The sequence below is a fragment of the Halorussus limi genome, assembly GCF_023238205.1.
Lineage (GTDB): Archaea > Halobacteriota > Halobacteria > Halobacteriales > Haladaptataceae > Halorussus > Halorussus limi.
In genome coordinates, this window is the sequence record NZ_CP096659.1 from 1,258,899 (window position 1) to 1,274,253 (window position 15,355).

Genomic DNA, 15,355 nt, shown 5'->3' on the forward strand with positions numbered 1-15,355 from the left:
GCGTCCGGTCGCTCCGTCGGCGCTCCCCCAACTCATTTCGTGTCGGGTAGCGAACCGTCTCGCCGATGGACGAGACTCCGATAACGATTCGCGAGTACGACCCGACGTGGGCAGAGACCTTCGAGGCCGAGCGGGAGCGACTGGAAACGTTCCTCGAATCACGCACGTCCAGAATCGAACACGTCGGGAGTACGGCCGTCGAGGGACTCGGTGCGAAACCGGTTATCGACGTATTGGCGGTCGTGACCGATCTGCCGGGCGCTTGGGGCGACCTCGACAACCTCGCTACGTTCTACGGGTACGAACTGAGTCACATTCCCGGCGATTGGCTGTTCCTACAACGCACCGACGACTCGGGACAACTGTACAACCTCCACCTGATTCAGGAGTCCGACGACCAGTGGCGAGACGATTTGCTGTTCAGGGAGTACCTACGGGCGAACCCCGATGTCCGTGACGAGTACGAGGCCGTCAAGCGGGAGGCCGCGGAGTCTCACCCGAGCGACATCACCGCGTACAACGCCGCGAAAGACGAGTTCTGTCGGTCCGTGCTGTCGCGGGCTAAGTCCGACGAGTCGGTAACGGTACCCGACGAGTGAAGGCGTAGGCGAAGCCATCTGCCGGAAGGTCCCGAGGGAGACGAGCGAAAGCGACCGAAACGGAACCCTCGGTTCGTAGACTACAAGGCGCCCCGACCCGTATCGCGCGAGTATGAAAGTCGGCGAAGCCATGACGCCACGCTCGGAGGTCGTCACCGTGGAGCTTCCGGGCACTCGCGACGACGTGCTAGAGTACCTGCAGGAACGGTCGTTCTCGTCCGTTCCCGTGGTCAAGAACAGCGACGGAACCGAGGAGTTCCGCGGTCTCGTCTCGCGCGACGGCCTCATCGAGAACCCCGACGAAGACCAACTCGCGATGCTGATGCGCGACGTTCCGACGACCACGCAGGACACCACCATCGAGGAGGTCGCCGCCCTGATGGTCGAGGAGGGCGCGCGCCGCGTGCCGGTCGTCGACGGCGAGTTGGAGGGCATCGTCACCGTGACCGACGTGGTCCGGGCGATCGCCGACGGCGAAGTCGTCGGGGACGCCGAGGTCGGCGACATCGCCTCGACCGACGTGAACACCACCTACGCCGAGGTGCCGCTGACCGTCGCCGAGCGCGAACTCTACTACGCGAACCTGCCCTACGCCGTGGTGCTCGACGAGGAAGGCGAGATGGACGGCGTGCTGACCGAGGTGGACATCATCGAAGTCGCCCGCGTGGTCGAGGGCGAAGACGACACCGGCGACTCGCTGGCCGACGAGGACGACGACTGGAAGTGGGAGTCCATCAAGGCGGTCGGCAAGCGCTACCTGCCGACCCGGAACGTCGAGATTCCGGCCGCGCCGGTCCGGGAGTTCATGACCGACGACGTGGTGACCGTCTCGGGCGAGAAGACCGCCAAGGAGGCGGCCCAGATGATGCTCCGCCACGACGTCGAGCAGATTCCGCTGGTGAACGGCGACCGACTCACCGGTATCGTCCGCGACGTGAACCTGCTGGAGGCGATACAGTGACCCGAAACGACCTCGTGGAACTGGCAAAGCGCCGGGGCTACTTCTTCCAGTCGGCGGGCGCGTACGGCGGCGTCTCGGGCTTCTACACCTACGGCCCGCAGGGCGCGACGCTCAAGCAGAACGTCGAGAACACGTGGCGCGAGCGGTTCCAGATTCGAGAGGGCCACCGCGAAATCGACGCGCCGACCGTGATGCCCGAACCCGTCTTCGAGGCGTCGGGCCACCTCGACACCTTCGACGACATGCTCGTGGAGTGTCCCGAGTGCGGCGAGAGCCACCGGGCAGACCACCTCGTGGAGGACAACACCGACATCGAGGAGGCCGAGAGCATCTCGATTCCGGACATCGAGGACCTCATCGCCGAACACGAGTTGCAGTGTCCCAACTGCGGCGCGCAACTCGGCGGCGTTCCGGTGGACGACTTCAACTTGATGTTCGAGACCAACATCGGTCCGGGTAACTCCTCGCCGGGCTATCTCCGGCCAGAGACCGCACAGGGCATCTTCGTGGAGTTCCCGCAACTCGCCGAGTACGCCCGCAACCAGCTTCCGTTCGGCATCACCCAGATCGGCAAGGCCTACCGCAACGAAATCAGCCCCCGGAAGTCCATCGTCCGGGTCCGGGAGTTCACGCAGGCCGAGTTGGAGCACTTCATCGACCCCACGGAGGACGAACCCGACCTCGACCGGGTGGCCGACGTGGAACTCAAACTCTACCCGGCCGAGGAGCAGGAGAAAGAGGACGGCGGCTACGTCTACAAGACCGTCGAGGAGGCGGTCGAAGAGGGCATCGTCCACGAGTGGGTCGCCTACTATCTGGGCGTCGGCAAGCAGTGGTACGAGTCCATCGGCGTGGACATGGACCGGTTCCGGTTCCGCCAGCACCTCGGCGGCGAACTCGCCCACTACGCCGCCGACTGCTGGGACGCCGAGTCGGAGGTAGACGGCGACTGGATAGAGATTACCGGCTTCGCCTACCGGAGCGACTACGACCTGAGCAAACACCACGAGTACTCCGACGACGACTTCACCATCTTCAAGCAGTACGACGAACCGAAGGTGGTCGAGCGCGCCACGGTGGACCCCGACATGAGCTACCTCGGTCCGGAGTTCGGCGGTGAGGCCGCGGAAGTCGCCGAGGAACTCGAACTGCTGGCCGAGCGCGACCGCGCGGCCTTCGACGACGAGGAAGTGACCGTCGAGGTCGGCGGCGAGGAGTACGCTATCCCGACCGAGAAGACCGGCTTCTCCGTCGAGGAGGTCAAGGAGACGGGCGAACACGTCATGCCCCACGTCGTGGAACCGTCCATCGGCATCGACCGCGTCGTCTATACGGTCCTCGCCCACGCCTACGGCGAGGACGAAATCGAGGGCGAGACCCGCAAGCGCCTCTCGCTCGAACCCGCGGTCGCGCCCACCTTCGTCGGCGTCTTCCCGCTGATGGAGAAAGACGGCATGGGCGAGACCGCCCGCGAAATCACGGAGGACCTCCGCTCGGAGGGCTTCGACGTGACCTACGACGACTCGGGGAACATCGGTCGGCGCTACCGGCGACAGGACGAGGTCGGCACCCCGTTCTGCGTGACGGTCGACTACGAGGCCTTGGAGGAAGACACCGTCACCCTCCGCGAGCGCGACTCGACCGATCAGGTTCGGGTACCGATATCGGAGCTTCCGGACCTGCTCGCGGCCCTCCGCGAGGGCGAGACCACCTTCGCGGAACTGGACGCCCCCAAAGCAGAACAGTAACCGTGTCGCTACACAGCGAGGTCAAGCGCCGCCTCGTCCACGTCTCGGGGACGGGGTATCCGGCGCTGTACCTGCTGGGCCTCGCGAGCTACGAACAGCTACGGCTCCTGCTCGTGGCGAGTTCGGTCGCCACGCTCGTGCTGGAGGTGGTTCGGCTGTTCGTCGGCCTCGACTGGCGGGTCTTCGACGAGTTGACCCGCGAGTACGAGCAGGAGAACCTCGCCGGCTACGCCCTCTACATCTTCGGGATGACCGTGGCCGCGCTCGCCTTCGAGGCTCGCGTCGCCATCCCCGCGATGCTGATGCTGACCATCGCCGACCCCATCAGCGGCCTCGCGGGATCGGGCGAGCTGGGCGTGAAGGCGACCCACACGCTCCTGCTCACGTTCGGCGTCTGTCTGCTCATCACGAGTCTGTCGGGGCTCCCCGTGGCGGCGGCGGTGCTGGGCGCGCTGGCCGCGACGCTGGCCGACGGCATGAAGCCCATCATCGCGGGGTACGTCATCGACGACAACATCACGATTCCGGTCGTGTCGGCGGTCGTGATGTATCTCGCGTTGCGGTACCTGCCGACGGCGACGGTGTGAGAGCGCCGTCCGAGACGGCCGGACTCCGGGCCGCTGTCTGAACGGCCGGAACTCGCACGGCCGATTTCCGAACGAGTGCCCGTAGGTTTCGACATGGAGGGGAAGGCGGACGGAGCAGCGGACGGAGAAGTGGCCGGACCCGACGTGAACCCCGGCCGTCACGGCTACCGGCAGCGACTGTCTCGGATACACGAACTGGTCTTTCTGTCCGGGAATCGACTGCTTCTGGCGGGCGTTCTCCTCGTCCCGTTCTTCGGCGTGGTCGCCGCCCTCGAACTGTACGCCGGCGTGACCAGTCAGCGACTCGTTCCGTTGTACTACGTACTGAGCGGCATCATCGGCGGCAACTTCACCCTGCTCACTATCGTCATCTCCATCAATCAACTCGTGATCTCGCGGCAGTTGAGTGCGCCCGGCGAGTTGCGAACGCAGATCGAGGACACTATCGCCTACCGCGAGGCCTCGTCCGAGTTAGTCGAGGAGAGGGTTCTACCGCCGACCCCGGCGATGTTCCTCAGCGTGCTTCTGGGCGGCGTTCGGGACTCGATTCGCGACCTCGAAGCACATCGTTCGGACGTCGACAGCGACGCCGCCGACGCTATCGACGAGGTTCTCGACCCGCTCAAAGAACAGATTCGCCGCTCGAAACTGAAACTCGAAGCGGAGGATACGACCACCTTCGAGGCGCTGGTCGTCAGCCTGAACACCAACTACTCCAACGACATCTATCACATTTCGCGCTTGCAGACGGAGTACGGGGACGAACTGACGTCGGACGTCGAGGACTGCCTCGAACGACTGGTCACCGGCCTCGAACAGATAGACGTCGCGCGCCAGTACCTGAAGACGGTCTACATTCAGGCGGAACTCCCGCGACTGTCCCGAAACCTGATGTACATCGGCCTCCCCGTGATTTTCACCGCGATGGGTCTGCTGGAGATGTTCATCAGTACGCCGCACCCGGTCCTCTCTGCGAGTCAGCTGTCGGCCCTGACCCTGGTGTTCGTGACCGCCAGCGCGGCCCCGCTTGCGGTGCTGTTCGCGTACGTCCTGCGACTCTCGGTCGTCTCCGAACGCACGGCGGCCATCACGCCGTTCACGACGCCGACCCAGGAGGCGACGCCGTTCGAGGCGATAACCGAGGACACCGACGACTGAGCCGTTTCACTTTCACCACGCAACGCGAACGCTTTAACCGGAGGGCGACTAACCCTGCCACGAATGGCGACGACCGGGGACCAGCAGTACGTGGACCACGAACTCCTCGTCCCGGAGTTCATCGAGCGCCGGATGTATCAGTTGCAACTCGCGGGGTCGGCGAAGGACCGCAACACGCTGGTCTGTCTGCCGACCGGTCTCGGGAAGACGACCGTGAGTCTGCTGGTGACCGCCGAGCGACTGGCCGACGTCGGGGGCAAGAGCCTCCTGCTCGCGCCGACTAAACCGCTCGTCAACCAGCACGCCGACTTCTACCGGGAAGCCCTCCGGGTTCCCGACGACGACATCGTGGTCTTCACCGGGGAGGTCCGACCCGACGAGCGCACGGAACTCTGGCAGAGCGCCTCGGTCGTCATCGCGACCCCGCAGGTCGTGGAGAACGACCTCGTGGGAAGCCGCATCGACCTGCGCGACGTGACCCACGTCACCTTCGACGAGTGCCACCGCGCGACCGGCGACTACGCCTACAACTACATCGCCGAGCGCTACCATCAGGACGCCGAGGACCCGCTTGTCACGGGGATGAGCGCGTCGCCGGGCGGCGACGAGGAGGAGATTCTGGAGGTCTGTGAGAATCTCGGCATCGACAACGTGGAAGTGATGACCGAGGAGGACTCCGACGTGGAGGAGTACACCCACGACACCGACGTGGAGTGGGAGCGCGTCGAGTTGCCCGACGAGGTGCTGGAGATTCGCGACACCCTGAACGAGGTCGTCGAGGACCGACTGGCGAAGCTGAAGGAACTGGGCATCACCAAGAAGACCAGCGCGGACCTCTCGGAGACCGACATCAAGAAGATGCGAGCGGAACTTCAGCAACTCATCGACAACGACCAGTCGGAGGGGTATCAGGGGATGTCGGCGCTCGCCGAGATTCGGAAACTCCGGACCGCAGTGACCTACGTCGAGACCCAGAGCGTCGAGGCGCTCCGGCGGTACTTCGAGCGCCAGCGCAACGCCGCCAAGTCCTCGGGCGCATCGAAGGCCAGCCAGCGGTTCGTCTCCGAACCCAAAGTCAAGGAGGCGATGCGCAGGGCCGAGAAGTACGACGACCTCCACCCGAAATACTCCCGTGCGAGGATGCGCATCGCCGAGACGCTCGGCATACAGGACGGCGAGCGCGTCATCGTGTTCACCGAATCGCGCGACACCGCCGAGGCGCTGACCGAGTTCCTCGGGCAACACTTCGACACCCAGCGGTTCGTCGGACAGGGCGACAAGGAGGGCAGCGACGGGATGACCCAGAAACAGCAACAGGAGGTCTTAGACCGGTTCCGCGGCGGCGACTTCGAGGTGCTGGTCTCGACGTCGGTTGCCGAGGAGGGGCTCGACGTGCCCGAGGTCGACCTCGTGCTGTTCTACGAACCGGTTCCGACGGCCATCCGGTCTATCCAGCGCAAGGGCCGAACCGGCCGACAGGCCGAGGGCCGGGTCGCGGTCCTGCTCGCCGAGGACACCCGCGACGAGGCCTACTTCTGGATTTCCAAGCGCCGCGAGGACGAGATGGAAGAAGAGATGCGGAAACTGAAGGGCGTCGCCGACGAGGTCGAAGAGGAGTTAGACGACTCCCAGCGCCAACTCGGGGACTTCGACGCCGGCGGCTCCGGCGGGTCGGGCGACGGAGACGGCGACTCGCGGAGCGACGTGGAACCCGGACTGCAGACGTTCGACGCGAGCGACGGAGAGGGTGACGAGGCAACCGACCAGAAAGCCGAGAGCGGGGACGGAACCGCAGACGCGACGGAAATCGCGGACGACGAAGAGGGCGTCGTCGCCACCGCGGAACCCGACGACGAGACGGTCGAAATCGTGGCCGACCAGCGCGAACTCGACTCGACCATCGCGCGGGACCTCTCGACCCGCGAGGGAATCGAGACCCGACTCGAAACCCTCTCGGTGGGCGACTACGTGCTGAGCGACCGCGTGGTGGTAGAGCGCAAGTCGGTCGCCGACTTCCTCGACACCCTGACCGGCGGCGACCGCTCGATGTTCGAACAGGTGGGCGACGCGACCCGCCACTACGCTCGACCGGTCGTGATTCTGGAAGGCGAGGGCCTCTACGAGGAGCGCAACGTCCACCCGAACGCGATTCGGGGCGCGCTCTCGTCGCTGGCGGTGGACTTCGGCGCGAGCGTCCTCCGAACCGAGGACGAGGACGACACCGCCGACCTGCTGGAGGTCATCGCGGCCCGCGAGCAGGAGGCCGACGACCGGGAGGTGTCGGTCCACGGCGAGAAGGCGAGCAAGACGCTGGCCGAACAACAGGAGTACGTCGTCTCCTCCATCGCGGACATCGGCCCTGTGACCGCGCGTTCGCTGCTGGAAGAGTTCAAGACCGTCGAGGCGGTCATGACGGCCAGAGAGGACGACTTGCTAGAGGTTCAAGGCGTCGGTGAAGTCACCGCCGAGCGAATCCGCGAAGTGGTCGGAAGCGAATACGATCGGTAGCCGTCTGTGGTGGTACCACTCGGTTGTGAACCGTCGTGAACGATTCGCCAAAAGCCGACGTTGTTCCGCTCGGTTCCGACGCTCCCGTGTGGGAAACCGTAGCTTACTCGGCAGTACGCCGCGTGTAACCGGTAATTTTCCGCTGAAACTGAGTAAAACGGCCTCGCCGACTTAAGCCTACTCGGACTGTTCATTAGATACTGAGTAAATGAGATACGAACGGCCTTCCACGGACGACGACACGGGAAGCGTCGATTCGCTCTACGGTGAATCGAGCTACGAGACCGCCGACACGCCCGACGAGCGGAAACTCTACGGCGAACCGTGTCACGAGACCGGTTCGGAGTACGACGAGCAGACGCTCTACGGCGAACCCCAGCACGAGACCCGCGACGAAGACCGCGAGCTTCCGGACCTCGACCTCCTGTTCGCCCGAATGCGAGCGGAGGCCCCCGAGGGACCGACCGTGCTGTCCGGACGGTCCGACTCCTCACCTGCGACTACGGAACAATAGTTACCGCGACTGCCTCTTCTTCGACGACGGTGTGCGCCGCGCTCCCGAGAATCGCCCGGTCGAGAGTGCCGCTGCCGTGATGACCCATAACGACGTGGTCGTAGCCCCGCTCCGCGACCAGCGAGAGGATGTCTTCGCCGATGCGTTCGGCCGGACGGAACGCCAAGTCCACGTCGGTCGAAACTTCGGGTTCGTCTCGAATGCCCGCCTCGTCGAGTCGCTCTCTGGCGCGATTCAGGATGTCTTCGGTCGCGTCGGTCTCGGTGTCGCTGACGTGGACGACGTGGAGCGTCGCCTCGAACCGGCGGACGAACTCGATGGCGAAGTCGAGCGCACGGAAACTGCACTCGGAACCGTCGATGGGAACGAGGACTTCCATGCCCGAGAACGACGGGCGGAAGCGGGTTAACGGTTTGCCCGGTCGAGCGCGGCGAGCGCCTCGGCGGCCTCGCGGGTCGCCGCGAGGAGTTCGCGGGCCCGGGTCACGTCATCGGTCTCCTCGGCGCGGCGAGCGAGGTCCGAAAGCTTGCGGACCAGCGCCTCGCGGGCGGGCGTGAGGTCGCGGGCGTCCTCGGAGGTAGGTGTTCGGACGGGAGTGTCGCCTCGGGCGGACGCGTCGCGGTCGGTCGCGCCGCGCGCGTGCCGGTGGTCGTGCGCTCGCTCGCTTTCTCGCGAAGACGTGCGGTTCCGCGCACGGTCGCGATTCCCCGTCTCTGCTCGGTCGCGGTTCTGTGTCTGGGACGGCGGTCGGCGCACCTTCGACGGGTCGGCGTGGCGGTCGGAGACCCGAACGTCGTTGATTTCGACGCGGGGTTCGCCGTCGGCCTGCTGGTCGGCCGTCCGCCTCTCGTCGCCGGCGTCGGCGCTCGCGGCGTCGGCGTCCGACGCCGCTCGGTCGCCGGAGTCGGTGGTTTCCGCGGTGTCGGCGGTGTCGGCAGTTCGGGTCGCGTCGGCGGTGTCCGCGGCGCCGGTCGCCCCGCCGGGTCGACCCGCGTCGGCGTCCGCCTGCTGGGCCTGCTGGGCCTCGTGCTGGCAGGTCGGACAGAACTCCTGACCGTCGTATCGGAAGATGGGGTCGCCGCAGTTGTCGCAGTGCTTGCCCGTCATGGTCGCGCCCTGCAGGAGCAGTTCGCTCATCCGGCGGGTGTTCTCGCGGTCCTCGTCCTCGTCACCGTACTTCTCCCGGAGTTTCTCGCGCTCGGCCTCCTTGTCGAACTCCGAGTCGTCGCTGCTCATGTACGTCAAGAGGAACGCCAGCGTTTTCCGGTTTTCGCAACCCGCCGGGTCACAGGTCACCGACGTGTTCCCAGACGCAACGCCGTCGCGCCGAGGAGCGCCACGGCGGCGACGAGCGGGCCGAAGCCCGGTATCCCCACATCCGTCCCGTCGGAGGGTGTAGTGGAGCTAGCGTCGGGCGTGGTCGGGGTCGTTCCAGTGGACTCAGCGGTTCCGGTGGTTGCAGTGGACCCGACGGTGAAATCGGCCGTATCGGGGTCGGTCGGCGCGGTGTCGGGGTCGTCGGTCGGTGTTTCCGTCGGCGGCGTCACCGCTCGGTCGGCGTCGAACGTCGCCCACGGTTCGTCCCCGGTCGGTTCGACCCCGTCGACGGTGACGCCGACCCAATCGCTCACTACTCGGTCGCCGACCCGGTACGGCGAGTCAGTCGCCGGGCCGTCGAACGCTCGGTTCCCGTTGGCGTCTCGGTGTGCGACGACGAGGAGGTAACCCGGCTCGGTTCGGGAGTCCACCACGAGGTCGTCGTCGCTCGGGGTCGTCGAGCCGACCGGTCGGAACCGGTCGGTCGAGGAGTCGTACTCGTAGGCGACGAGGAAACCACCCTCGGGGAGCGTGAGTTGCCCGATGTTCAGGTCGGTGACTCGCTGGCGGTGTCCGTATTCGGACAGCTTCCAGTAGATGGCCGGCGGCTCACCGATTTCCCCGGGAAACTGGTGGGGGCCGACGTGGACCGCAAACAGTTCCGGAGCCGAGGCGGTCGATAGGTCTACCGTCGCGGTGAACGTGCCGTTGTCGGTGACCGTTGCGGTCGTCCGTCGCTCGAACGTCGAATCGACCCGCGACTCCACCCGGACGGGGACGCGCGAATCGGCGAGAAGGTTCGTTTCGCCGGAAATCGTCGCTCGGTCGTCGGCGGTCAGTCGAACGGTATCGGTTCCGGCCGGTCGAATCGCGGTCTGACGGGCAGCGATTCGGAACGAGGTGGTCAGTTCCCGCCCGGCATCTCCGAGACGACTCTCCGGAGAGACCTCGACGTAGACGGTCTGTCCTCCGGCTTCCGTCCCTTCGAGATTTGTTGTATCGAGCAAGATGTACGCCGCGCCAGCGCGGTAGTCGAGTAAGATGCGAGCGCCCCCCTCGGTGACGGTCTCGTGGAACAGGATGCCACCGCACGGACCACTGATTTCGAACGTCTCGTCGGTCTCCGGTTCCGTTTCCTCGTGAAGCGCGAGGAACCGCTCGGTCGTCGTGTTTCTGGACTGGGCGGCGATTGCACCGAGGAGGCTCGGCGCGTCGATGCGGAGCAGAAGCGTCTCGCCCTCGACGACTTCAGGTTCGTGCTCCCCCGACTGGAGCGAGGCGGTCAACTCGCTTCGGTTCGCCGCTCGAATCGCGCTGGCATTCGGCGCGTCGAACAGTCGAGGGACAGCGCGACGGGCGGTGATGGACTCGAACGAAGGCCCGGTCACGGTCAACTCGCGCTCCCCGACGACGGTCCCGTTCCGGTGAACCGTCATGGGGTAAGTGCCGGGTTCCAGCGGCGGGGCCGGGGTTCCGCCGGTGACGGTCACGGCGTCGTCACCTGCGGCCCGGTACGTGCCGGGTGCGACGGTGGTCCGGTTCCCCGCGAGGTAGGTGTTAACGAGGAGTCGGACTCGCCCGTCACCATCGTCGCGGACGCTGAGTCTGGCGCTGTACCCGTCGTCGGACCCGACCCTGACGGTGACGTTCGCGCCCGCCGGGACCGACAGGGGAACGGTCGCGATATCGCCCAGGGCGACGGAGAGGTCCGCGGACTCGTTCGGCGTCGGAGGCGACGTGGCGTTCTCGGGAAGTCCTCTTGCGCCGGTCGGTTCGAGTGATTGCGGACAGATCTTCCGGTCGGCGGTGCCGCCGGACGTGGTCGCAGATTCGACGCCGGTGACGGCGGCCGCCGGGAACGACGCGGCGAGGACTGCCAAGACTGCGATGGCGACGGCCGCTCTGGAGGTGGAACCGTCTGGTGACGGGAGAGAGGGCATCAGCCGAACGACGTATCGCCGGGCGTATCAGTTTTCCGGGGTCGTCCCCGTAACGAACCGACGACGAGCTAGCGGGACCAAGATGTCACGTCGTTCGTCGAACCCATCAAACGTCGTACGACGACCACGCGGGCGGTTTTTCGGTCGTTCCGAAGCACTTAACGGATTTCCGGGCGGCGTTTTACGTGGTATGACGAAAATCAGCGTGGTCGGCGCGGCCGGAACCGTCGGGGCCGCGGCGGCGTACAACATCGCGCTTCGGGATATCGCGGACGAACTGGTACTCGTAGACATCCCGGACAAGGAGGAGGACACCGTCGGGCAGGCCGCCGACGTGAATCACGGGGCCGCCTACGACTCGAACACCACGGTCCGACAGGGCGGTTACGAGGCGACCGAAGGGTCGGACGTGGTCGTCATCACGGCCGGGATTCCGCGCCAACCCGGCCAGACTCGCATCGACCTCGCGGGCGACAACGCGCCCATCATGGAGGACATCGGCTCCTCCGTCGCGGAGTACAACGACGACTTCGTGACCATCACGACCTCGAACCCGGTGGACCTCCTCAACCGTCACCTCTACGAGACCGGCGAGCGGTCGCGCGAGAAGGTCATCGGCTTCGGCGGCCGACTCGACTCCGCGCGGTTCCGCTACGTCCTCAGTCAGCGCTTCGACGAACCGGTCCAGAACGTCGAGGCGACGATTCTGGGCGAACACGGCGACGCGCAGGTCCCGGTCTTCTCGAAGGTCCGGGCCAACGGCAAGGACCCCGAGTTCAGCGACGAGGAGAAGGAGGAGATTCTGGAGGAGCTCAAGCAGAGCGCGATGAACGTCATCGAGAAGAAGGGCGCGACCCAGTGGGGTCCGGCCACCGGCGTCGGCCACATGGTCGAGGCCGTCGTCCGCGACACCGGCGAGGTGCTGCCCGGTTCGGTCAAACTCGAAGGCGAGTACGGCCACGACGACGTGGCGCTCGGCGTCCCGGTGAAACTCGGCGAGGACGGCGTGCAGGAAGTCGTCGAGTGGGACCTGACCGAGTTCGAGCGCGAGCAGTTGGGCGAGGCCGCGGACAAACTCTCCGAACAGTACGACGAAATCGCCTGAACTGACCGCGACACCGATTCTTTCGGAGTCTCTTTTCGCCGCTCGCGGGAGTACGGAGAGGCGGTAGAACGGAGTGACAGTAGAGCAGAGAGGCAGTCTTCGCAGTAGAACAACCTAGAGGGTGTTTTTAGATAACTCTGTATGGCTACAGCGGTACGACTCGGTCCCCGAACGCGATAGCTACTTCCCGGACTCCAGTCGCTCGCCGATTCGACTCGGGAGACCCGCGTCTTCGACCGCTCGCCGGACCGCCGCCACGTCGTACTCCACGCGGTGTTCGGTCACGCTCAAGTCGTCCAAGTCGAGGACCGCGTAGGCGGCCCGGGGGTCGCCGTCGCGCGGTTGACCCACACTCCCGGGGTTCATCACGACGCCCTCGCCGTACCGCTCGTGATGCTGGACGTGCGTGTGGCCCATGACCAACACGTCCTCGTCGCCGAGGAGGTCGGGCGAGAACTCGTCGGGCATCGTGTAGTGGTCGGGGTCGTCGGGGTGGCCGTGGACGACCTTCACCCGGTCGTCGAAGAGGCGGCGCTCGTTGGGCAGACTTTCGAGCCAACTTAACTGCTCGTCGGTGAGTCGCTCGCGGGCGTGTTCGACCCCTGCCTTAGCCATCGCATTGAACCGAAAGGCGGTGCCAGAGGCGACCGCTCGGTCGTGGTTTCCCATCACGGTCGGAACCTCCCCCTCGCGTATCATCTCGACGCACTCGCCGGGCCACGGGTTGTAGCCCACCACGTCGCCGGCGCAGACGAACGCGTCCACGTCCGGCACGTCGTCGAGAACTGCCTCGAACGCGACCCGATTGGAGTGAACGTCGGAGAGAACGCCGATTCGCATGGCAGACCGTTCGGGCGCGCGCGACTTAGTTCCGGGTCTCGGCCGCGGCGTTCAGTCGCCGTTCTCGACGGCGAGCTTGAACCCGTCGTCGGTGCGCGCGACTCCGGCCGCACAGACCGCGTGTTCGAAGTCGAGGTCGTAGGCCTCGCTCGCGGCCGCCGCGGCGGTGTCGGCCGCGAAGTCGAACGCCTCGGGCGCGTCCTTCTCGTAGGTCGCCACGAGGGTCGGTTCGGTCACTTCGCGGACGAGTACCGCGTCCTTCCGGACGGTGCCGACGAACGCCGACCCGTCGGTCAGGACGCCGGCGATTCGCGGGGTGTCGTAGTCGTCCTTCTCGTAGTCGAGCGCCAGCAGACTCTCGGCCAGCGCGTCGCGGGCGGGGTAGCCCAGTTCGAGTTTCTCGGTGACGGGGTCGACGTGCGACCCGTTCCCGACGACCGCCGACCCCTCGCCGGTCGCCCGCGCACAGTTGTACGAGATGTAGGGATTGTCCGTCTCGGGCGCGTCCTCGGTGGGCGCGACGGTCAACGCGGCGTCGCGCTGGGCTATCTTCCGATTCGGGAACGACCGCGAGGAGACGCGGTAGGCCGCGACCTCCGGGCCGACGACGACGAAGCGTCCGACGTACATACACGAACGTGCGCACTTGCGGGGCAAGTACGTGTTGGTTTATGCACGGCCATCGGCTCAGCGGACGAGTCGGTCGGAGCGGTGGAATCGGCCGAGAGGAGTGCGAACGGTTAGCAAATTCGGACGAACGCGCAACGCTTACATTCCCCCGGCGAATAGGATAGGGTGCGCAGTCCCATGGGGTAGTGGCCAATCCTGAAGCCTTCTGGGGGCTTCGACCCAAGTTCGAATCTTGGTGGGACTACTTCCCGATTCTTCGCGTTTCTCGATACAAATCGGAGTCCGTCTTCTCTCAATCAAAACTAAATAACACTGGTACGTCGGTTCGTTCGTGAAACGGAGAGCGAGACGCGTCTTGGCGAGGAGTGGCCACTGGCTCATCGCCTTCGCCGGTACGACCTACGTCGCGTTGGCCGTCGGACTCGCCGTCCTCGTCGCGGTCAACAAGGAGGCGGACCTCGGTGGCCTCATCGACCTCGTCATCGTCGGCGGTCCCGGTCTCGTACTCCTCTCCGGCGCGTACCGACTGCACCGGAGCGACGTCGACCCGGACGCGTACTCCCGCGTCGTCGCGTGGTGTCTCGGCGGCGTCGCACTCCTCCTCGCCTTTCTGTTTCTGCTCCACCTCGAACCGCTGAACTCGTTTCGAATCTCCGTCTGGTCGGCGACGTTCTCTACGGCGATCGGTGCCGCCGGTGGGCTTGTCGTCGGTATCTACGACGCTCGCGCCGCCACGCAGGCCGAGCAACTGCGCGAGCAACACCGACGGCTCCGCGAACAGCGACAGAAACTCGAACGACAGCGCCAGCGGCTTCAGCGCCAGAACCAGCGCTTGGACAGTTTCGCGAGCCTCCTCGCTCACGAACTTCGAAACCCGCTGAGTATCGCCCAGATATACCACCGACGGGCCGCGAACGGCGATTCGGACGCCGCCGAGGAGGTCGAAGCGGCGCTCGACCGCATCGAGGAGATGGTGGAAGTCATCCTCTTCATCGCCCGAGATCAGAGCGAGGAACTCGACCAAGAGGCGGTGGAACTCGCGGCGGTCGCGAGGGACGTCTGGGCCGACCTCGACGGTTCCCGTGCGGAGTTGGTCGTCGAAACCGACCGGACGCTGCTGGCCGACCCGATTCACCTCCGGCATCTGTTGGAAAACCTGTTCGAGAACGCGGTCGAACACACCGACGAGCGCGTCTCGATTCGCATCGGCGGCCTCTCGTCCGGCTTTTACGTCGAAGACGACGGACCGGGAATTCCCGCCGAGGAGCGCGAGCAGGTCTTCGAAGCCGGATACACCACCGACGGAACCGGTTTCGGGTTGCTGTTCGTCGCCGAACTCGCGGACGCGTACGGCTGGAACTACACGGTCGCTACCGGAAGTGACGGCGGGTCGCGGTTCGAGTTCACGGACGTCGAACTCGACACGGCGGCGGAGTGCCAACAGTGAC

The 15,355-nt window shown here is 65.7% G+C and carries 14 protein-coding genes and 1 tRNA gene; 10 read left to right on the forward strand and 5 right to left on the reverse strand.

What is annotated here, in order from left to right; genetic code table 11:
• Positions 1–65: 65 nt before the first annotated feature.
• The 7 genes from M0R89_RS06485 to M0R89_RS06515 all read left to right on the forward strand — a co-directional run bounded on the left by M0R89_RS06485 (position 66) and on the right by M0R89_RS06515 (position 8,075).
• A complete protein-coding gene (locus M0R89_RS06485; protein WP_248651745.1) occupies positions 66–599 on the forward strand; it encodes a GrpB family protein in 534 nt (177 codons plus the stop codon).
• A gap of 112 nt (positions 600–711) precedes the next feature.
• Positions 712–1,560 (forward strand): CBS domain-containing protein, encoded by an 849-nt coding sequence (locus M0R89_RS06490; protein WP_248651746.1) that lies wholly within the window; start codon positions 712–714, stop codon positions 1,558–1,560.
• Entirely contained in the window at positions 1,557–3,308 is a 1,752-nt protein-coding gene (glyS, locus tag M0R89_RS06495; protein ID WP_248651747.1) for a glycine--tRNA ligase, read from the forward strand. Before M0R89_RS06490 ends, glyS begins: the two co-directional genes overlap by 4 nt.
• Positions 3,309–3,310: 2 nt before the next feature.
• Positions 3,311–3,895, forward strand: a complete 585-nt coding sequence (locus tag M0R89_RS06500; protein ID WP_248651748.1) for a dolichol kinase — start codon at positions 3,311–3,313, stop codon at positions 3,893–3,895.
• A gap of 93 nt (positions 3,896–3,988) precedes the next feature.
• A complete protein-coding gene (locus M0R89_RS06505; protein WP_248651749.1) occupies positions 3,989–5,053 on the forward strand; it encodes a DUF7972 family membrane protein in 1,065 nt (354 codons plus the stop codon).
• A gap of 63 nt (positions 5,054–5,116) precedes the next feature.
• Positions 5,117–7,561, forward strand: coding sequence for a DEAD/DEAH box helicase (locus tag M0R89_RS06510; RefSeq protein ID WP_248651750.1), 2,445 nt, complete (start codon positions 5,117–5,119; stop codon positions 7,559–7,561).
• A 208-nt stretch (positions 7,562–7,769) separates the two neighbouring features.
• Positions 7,770–8,075, forward strand: coding sequence for a hypothetical protein (locus tag M0R89_RS06515; protein ID WP_248651751.1), 306 nt, complete (start codon positions 7,770–7,772; stop codon positions 8,073–8,075).
• Here M0R89_RS06515 and M0R89_RS06520 read toward each other — a convergent pair.
• Genes M0R89_RS06520 through M0R89_RS06530 form a run of 3 tightly spaced genes read right to left on the reverse strand, consistent with a single transcriptional unit; the run spans position 8,062 to position 11,332 of the window.
• Positions 8,062–8,454: a universal stress protein gene (locus M0R89_RS06520; protein WP_248651752.1), complete on the reverse strand. Its 393-nt coding sequence runs from the start codon at positions 8,452–8,454 to the stop codon at positions 8,062–8,064. The two genes, M0R89_RS06515 and M0R89_RS06520, sit on opposite strands and share 14 nt — an antisense overlap.
• 26 nt (positions 8,455–8,480) lie before the next feature.
• Complete coding sequence (locus M0R89_RS06525; RefSeq protein WP_248651753.1) at positions 8,481–9,311, reverse strand: Sjogren's syndrome/scleroderma autoantigen 1 family protein; 831 nt, start codon at positions 9,309–9,311, stop codon at positions 8,481–8,483.
• Between the two features lie 56 nt (positions 9,312–9,367).
• Positions 9,368–11,332, reverse strand: coding sequence for a BGTF surface domain-containing protein (locus tag M0R89_RS06530; RefSeq protein ID WP_248651754.1), 1,965 nt, complete (start codon positions 11,330–11,332; stop codon positions 9,368–9,370).
• 190 nt (positions 11,333–11,522) lie between these two features.
• On the opposite strand from M0R89_RS06530, the gene mdh reads away from it, so the two are divergent.
• Complete coding sequence (gene mdh, locus M0R89_RS06535; RefSeq protein ID WP_248651755.1) at positions 11,523–12,437, forward strand: malate dehydrogenase; 915 nt, start codon at positions 11,523–11,525, stop codon at positions 12,435–12,437.
• Positions 12,438–12,617: 180 nt separating this feature from the next.
• Here the strand turns inward: mdh and M0R89_RS06540 are convergent, their stop codons facing one another.
• Complete coding sequence (locus M0R89_RS06540) at positions 12,618–13,277, reverse strand: metallophosphoesterase family protein (RefSeq protein WP_248651756.1); 660 nt, start codon at positions 13,275–13,277, stop codon at positions 12,618–12,620.
• Positions 13,278–13,328: 51 nt separating this feature from the next.
• Positions 13,329–13,907 (reverse strand): IMP cyclohydrolase, encoded by a 579-nt coding sequence (locus M0R89_RS06545; protein WP_248651757.1) that lies wholly within the window; start codon positions 13,905–13,907, stop codon positions 13,329–13,331.
• 171 nt (positions 13,908–14,078) lie between these two features.
• Between M0R89_RS06545 and M0R89_RS06550 the strand changes: the two genes are divergently transcribed.
• Positions 14,079–14,151, forward strand: a tRNA-Gln gene (locus M0R89_RS06550).
• Positions 14,152–14,238: 87 nt separating this feature from the next.
• Positions 14,239–15,354 carry an ATP-binding protein gene (locus M0R89_RS06555; RefSeq protein ID WP_248651758.1) on the forward strand — a complete coding sequence of 372 codons (1,116 nt, stop codon included), beginning with the start codon at positions 14,239–14,241 and terminating at the stop codon, positions 15,352–15,354.
• Position 15,355 lies beyond the last annotated feature (1 nt).

Excerpts from the sequence above, each read along its gene's own strand:
- M0R89_RS06485 (WP_248651745.1), top strand. The coding sequence starts at position 66 with ATGGACGAGACTCCGATAACGATTCGCGAGTACGACCCGACGTGGGCA.
- M0R89_RS06490 (WP_248651746.1), top strand. The coding sequence starts at position 712 with ATGAAAGTCGGCGAAGCCATGACGCCACGCTCGGAGGTCGTCACCGTG.
- M0R89_RS06505 (WP_248651749.1), top strand. The coding sequence starts at position 3,989 with ATGGAGGGGAAGGCGGACGGAGCAGCGGACGGAGAAGTGGCCGGACCC.
- M0R89_RS06510 (WP_248651750.1), top strand. The coding sequence starts at position 5,117 with ATGGCGACGACCGGGGACCAGCAGTACGTGGACCACGAACTCCTCGTC.
- M0R89_RS06515 (WP_248651751.1), top strand. The coding sequence starts at position 7,770 with ATGAGATACGAACGGCCTTCCACGGACGACGACACGGGAAGCGTCGAT.
- M0R89_RS06520 (WP_248651752.1), bottom strand. The coding sequence starts at position 8,454 with ATGGAAGTCCTCGTTCCCATCGACGGTTCCGAGTGCAGTTTCCGTGCG.
- M0R89_RS06525 (WP_248651753.1), bottom strand. The coding sequence starts at position 9,311 with ATGAGCAGCGACGACTCGGAGTTCGACAAGGAGGCCGAGCGCGAGAAA.
- M0R89_RS06530 (WP_248651754.1), bottom strand. The coding sequence starts at position 11,332 with ATGCCCTCTCTCCCGTCACCAGACGGTTCCACCTCCAGAGCGGCCGTC.
- mdh (WP_248651755.1), top strand. The coding sequence starts at position 11,523 with ATGACGAAAATCAGCGTGGTCGGCGCGGCCGGAACCGTCGGGGCCGCG.
- M0R89_RS06540 (WP_248651756.1), bottom strand. The coding sequence starts at position 13,277 with ATGCGAATCGGCGTTCTCTCCGACGTTCACTCCAATCGGGTCGCGTTC.
- M0R89_RS06545 (WP_248651757.1), bottom strand. The coding sequence starts at position 13,907 with ATGTACGTCGGACGCTTCGTCGTCGTCGGCCCGGAGGTCGCGGCCTAC.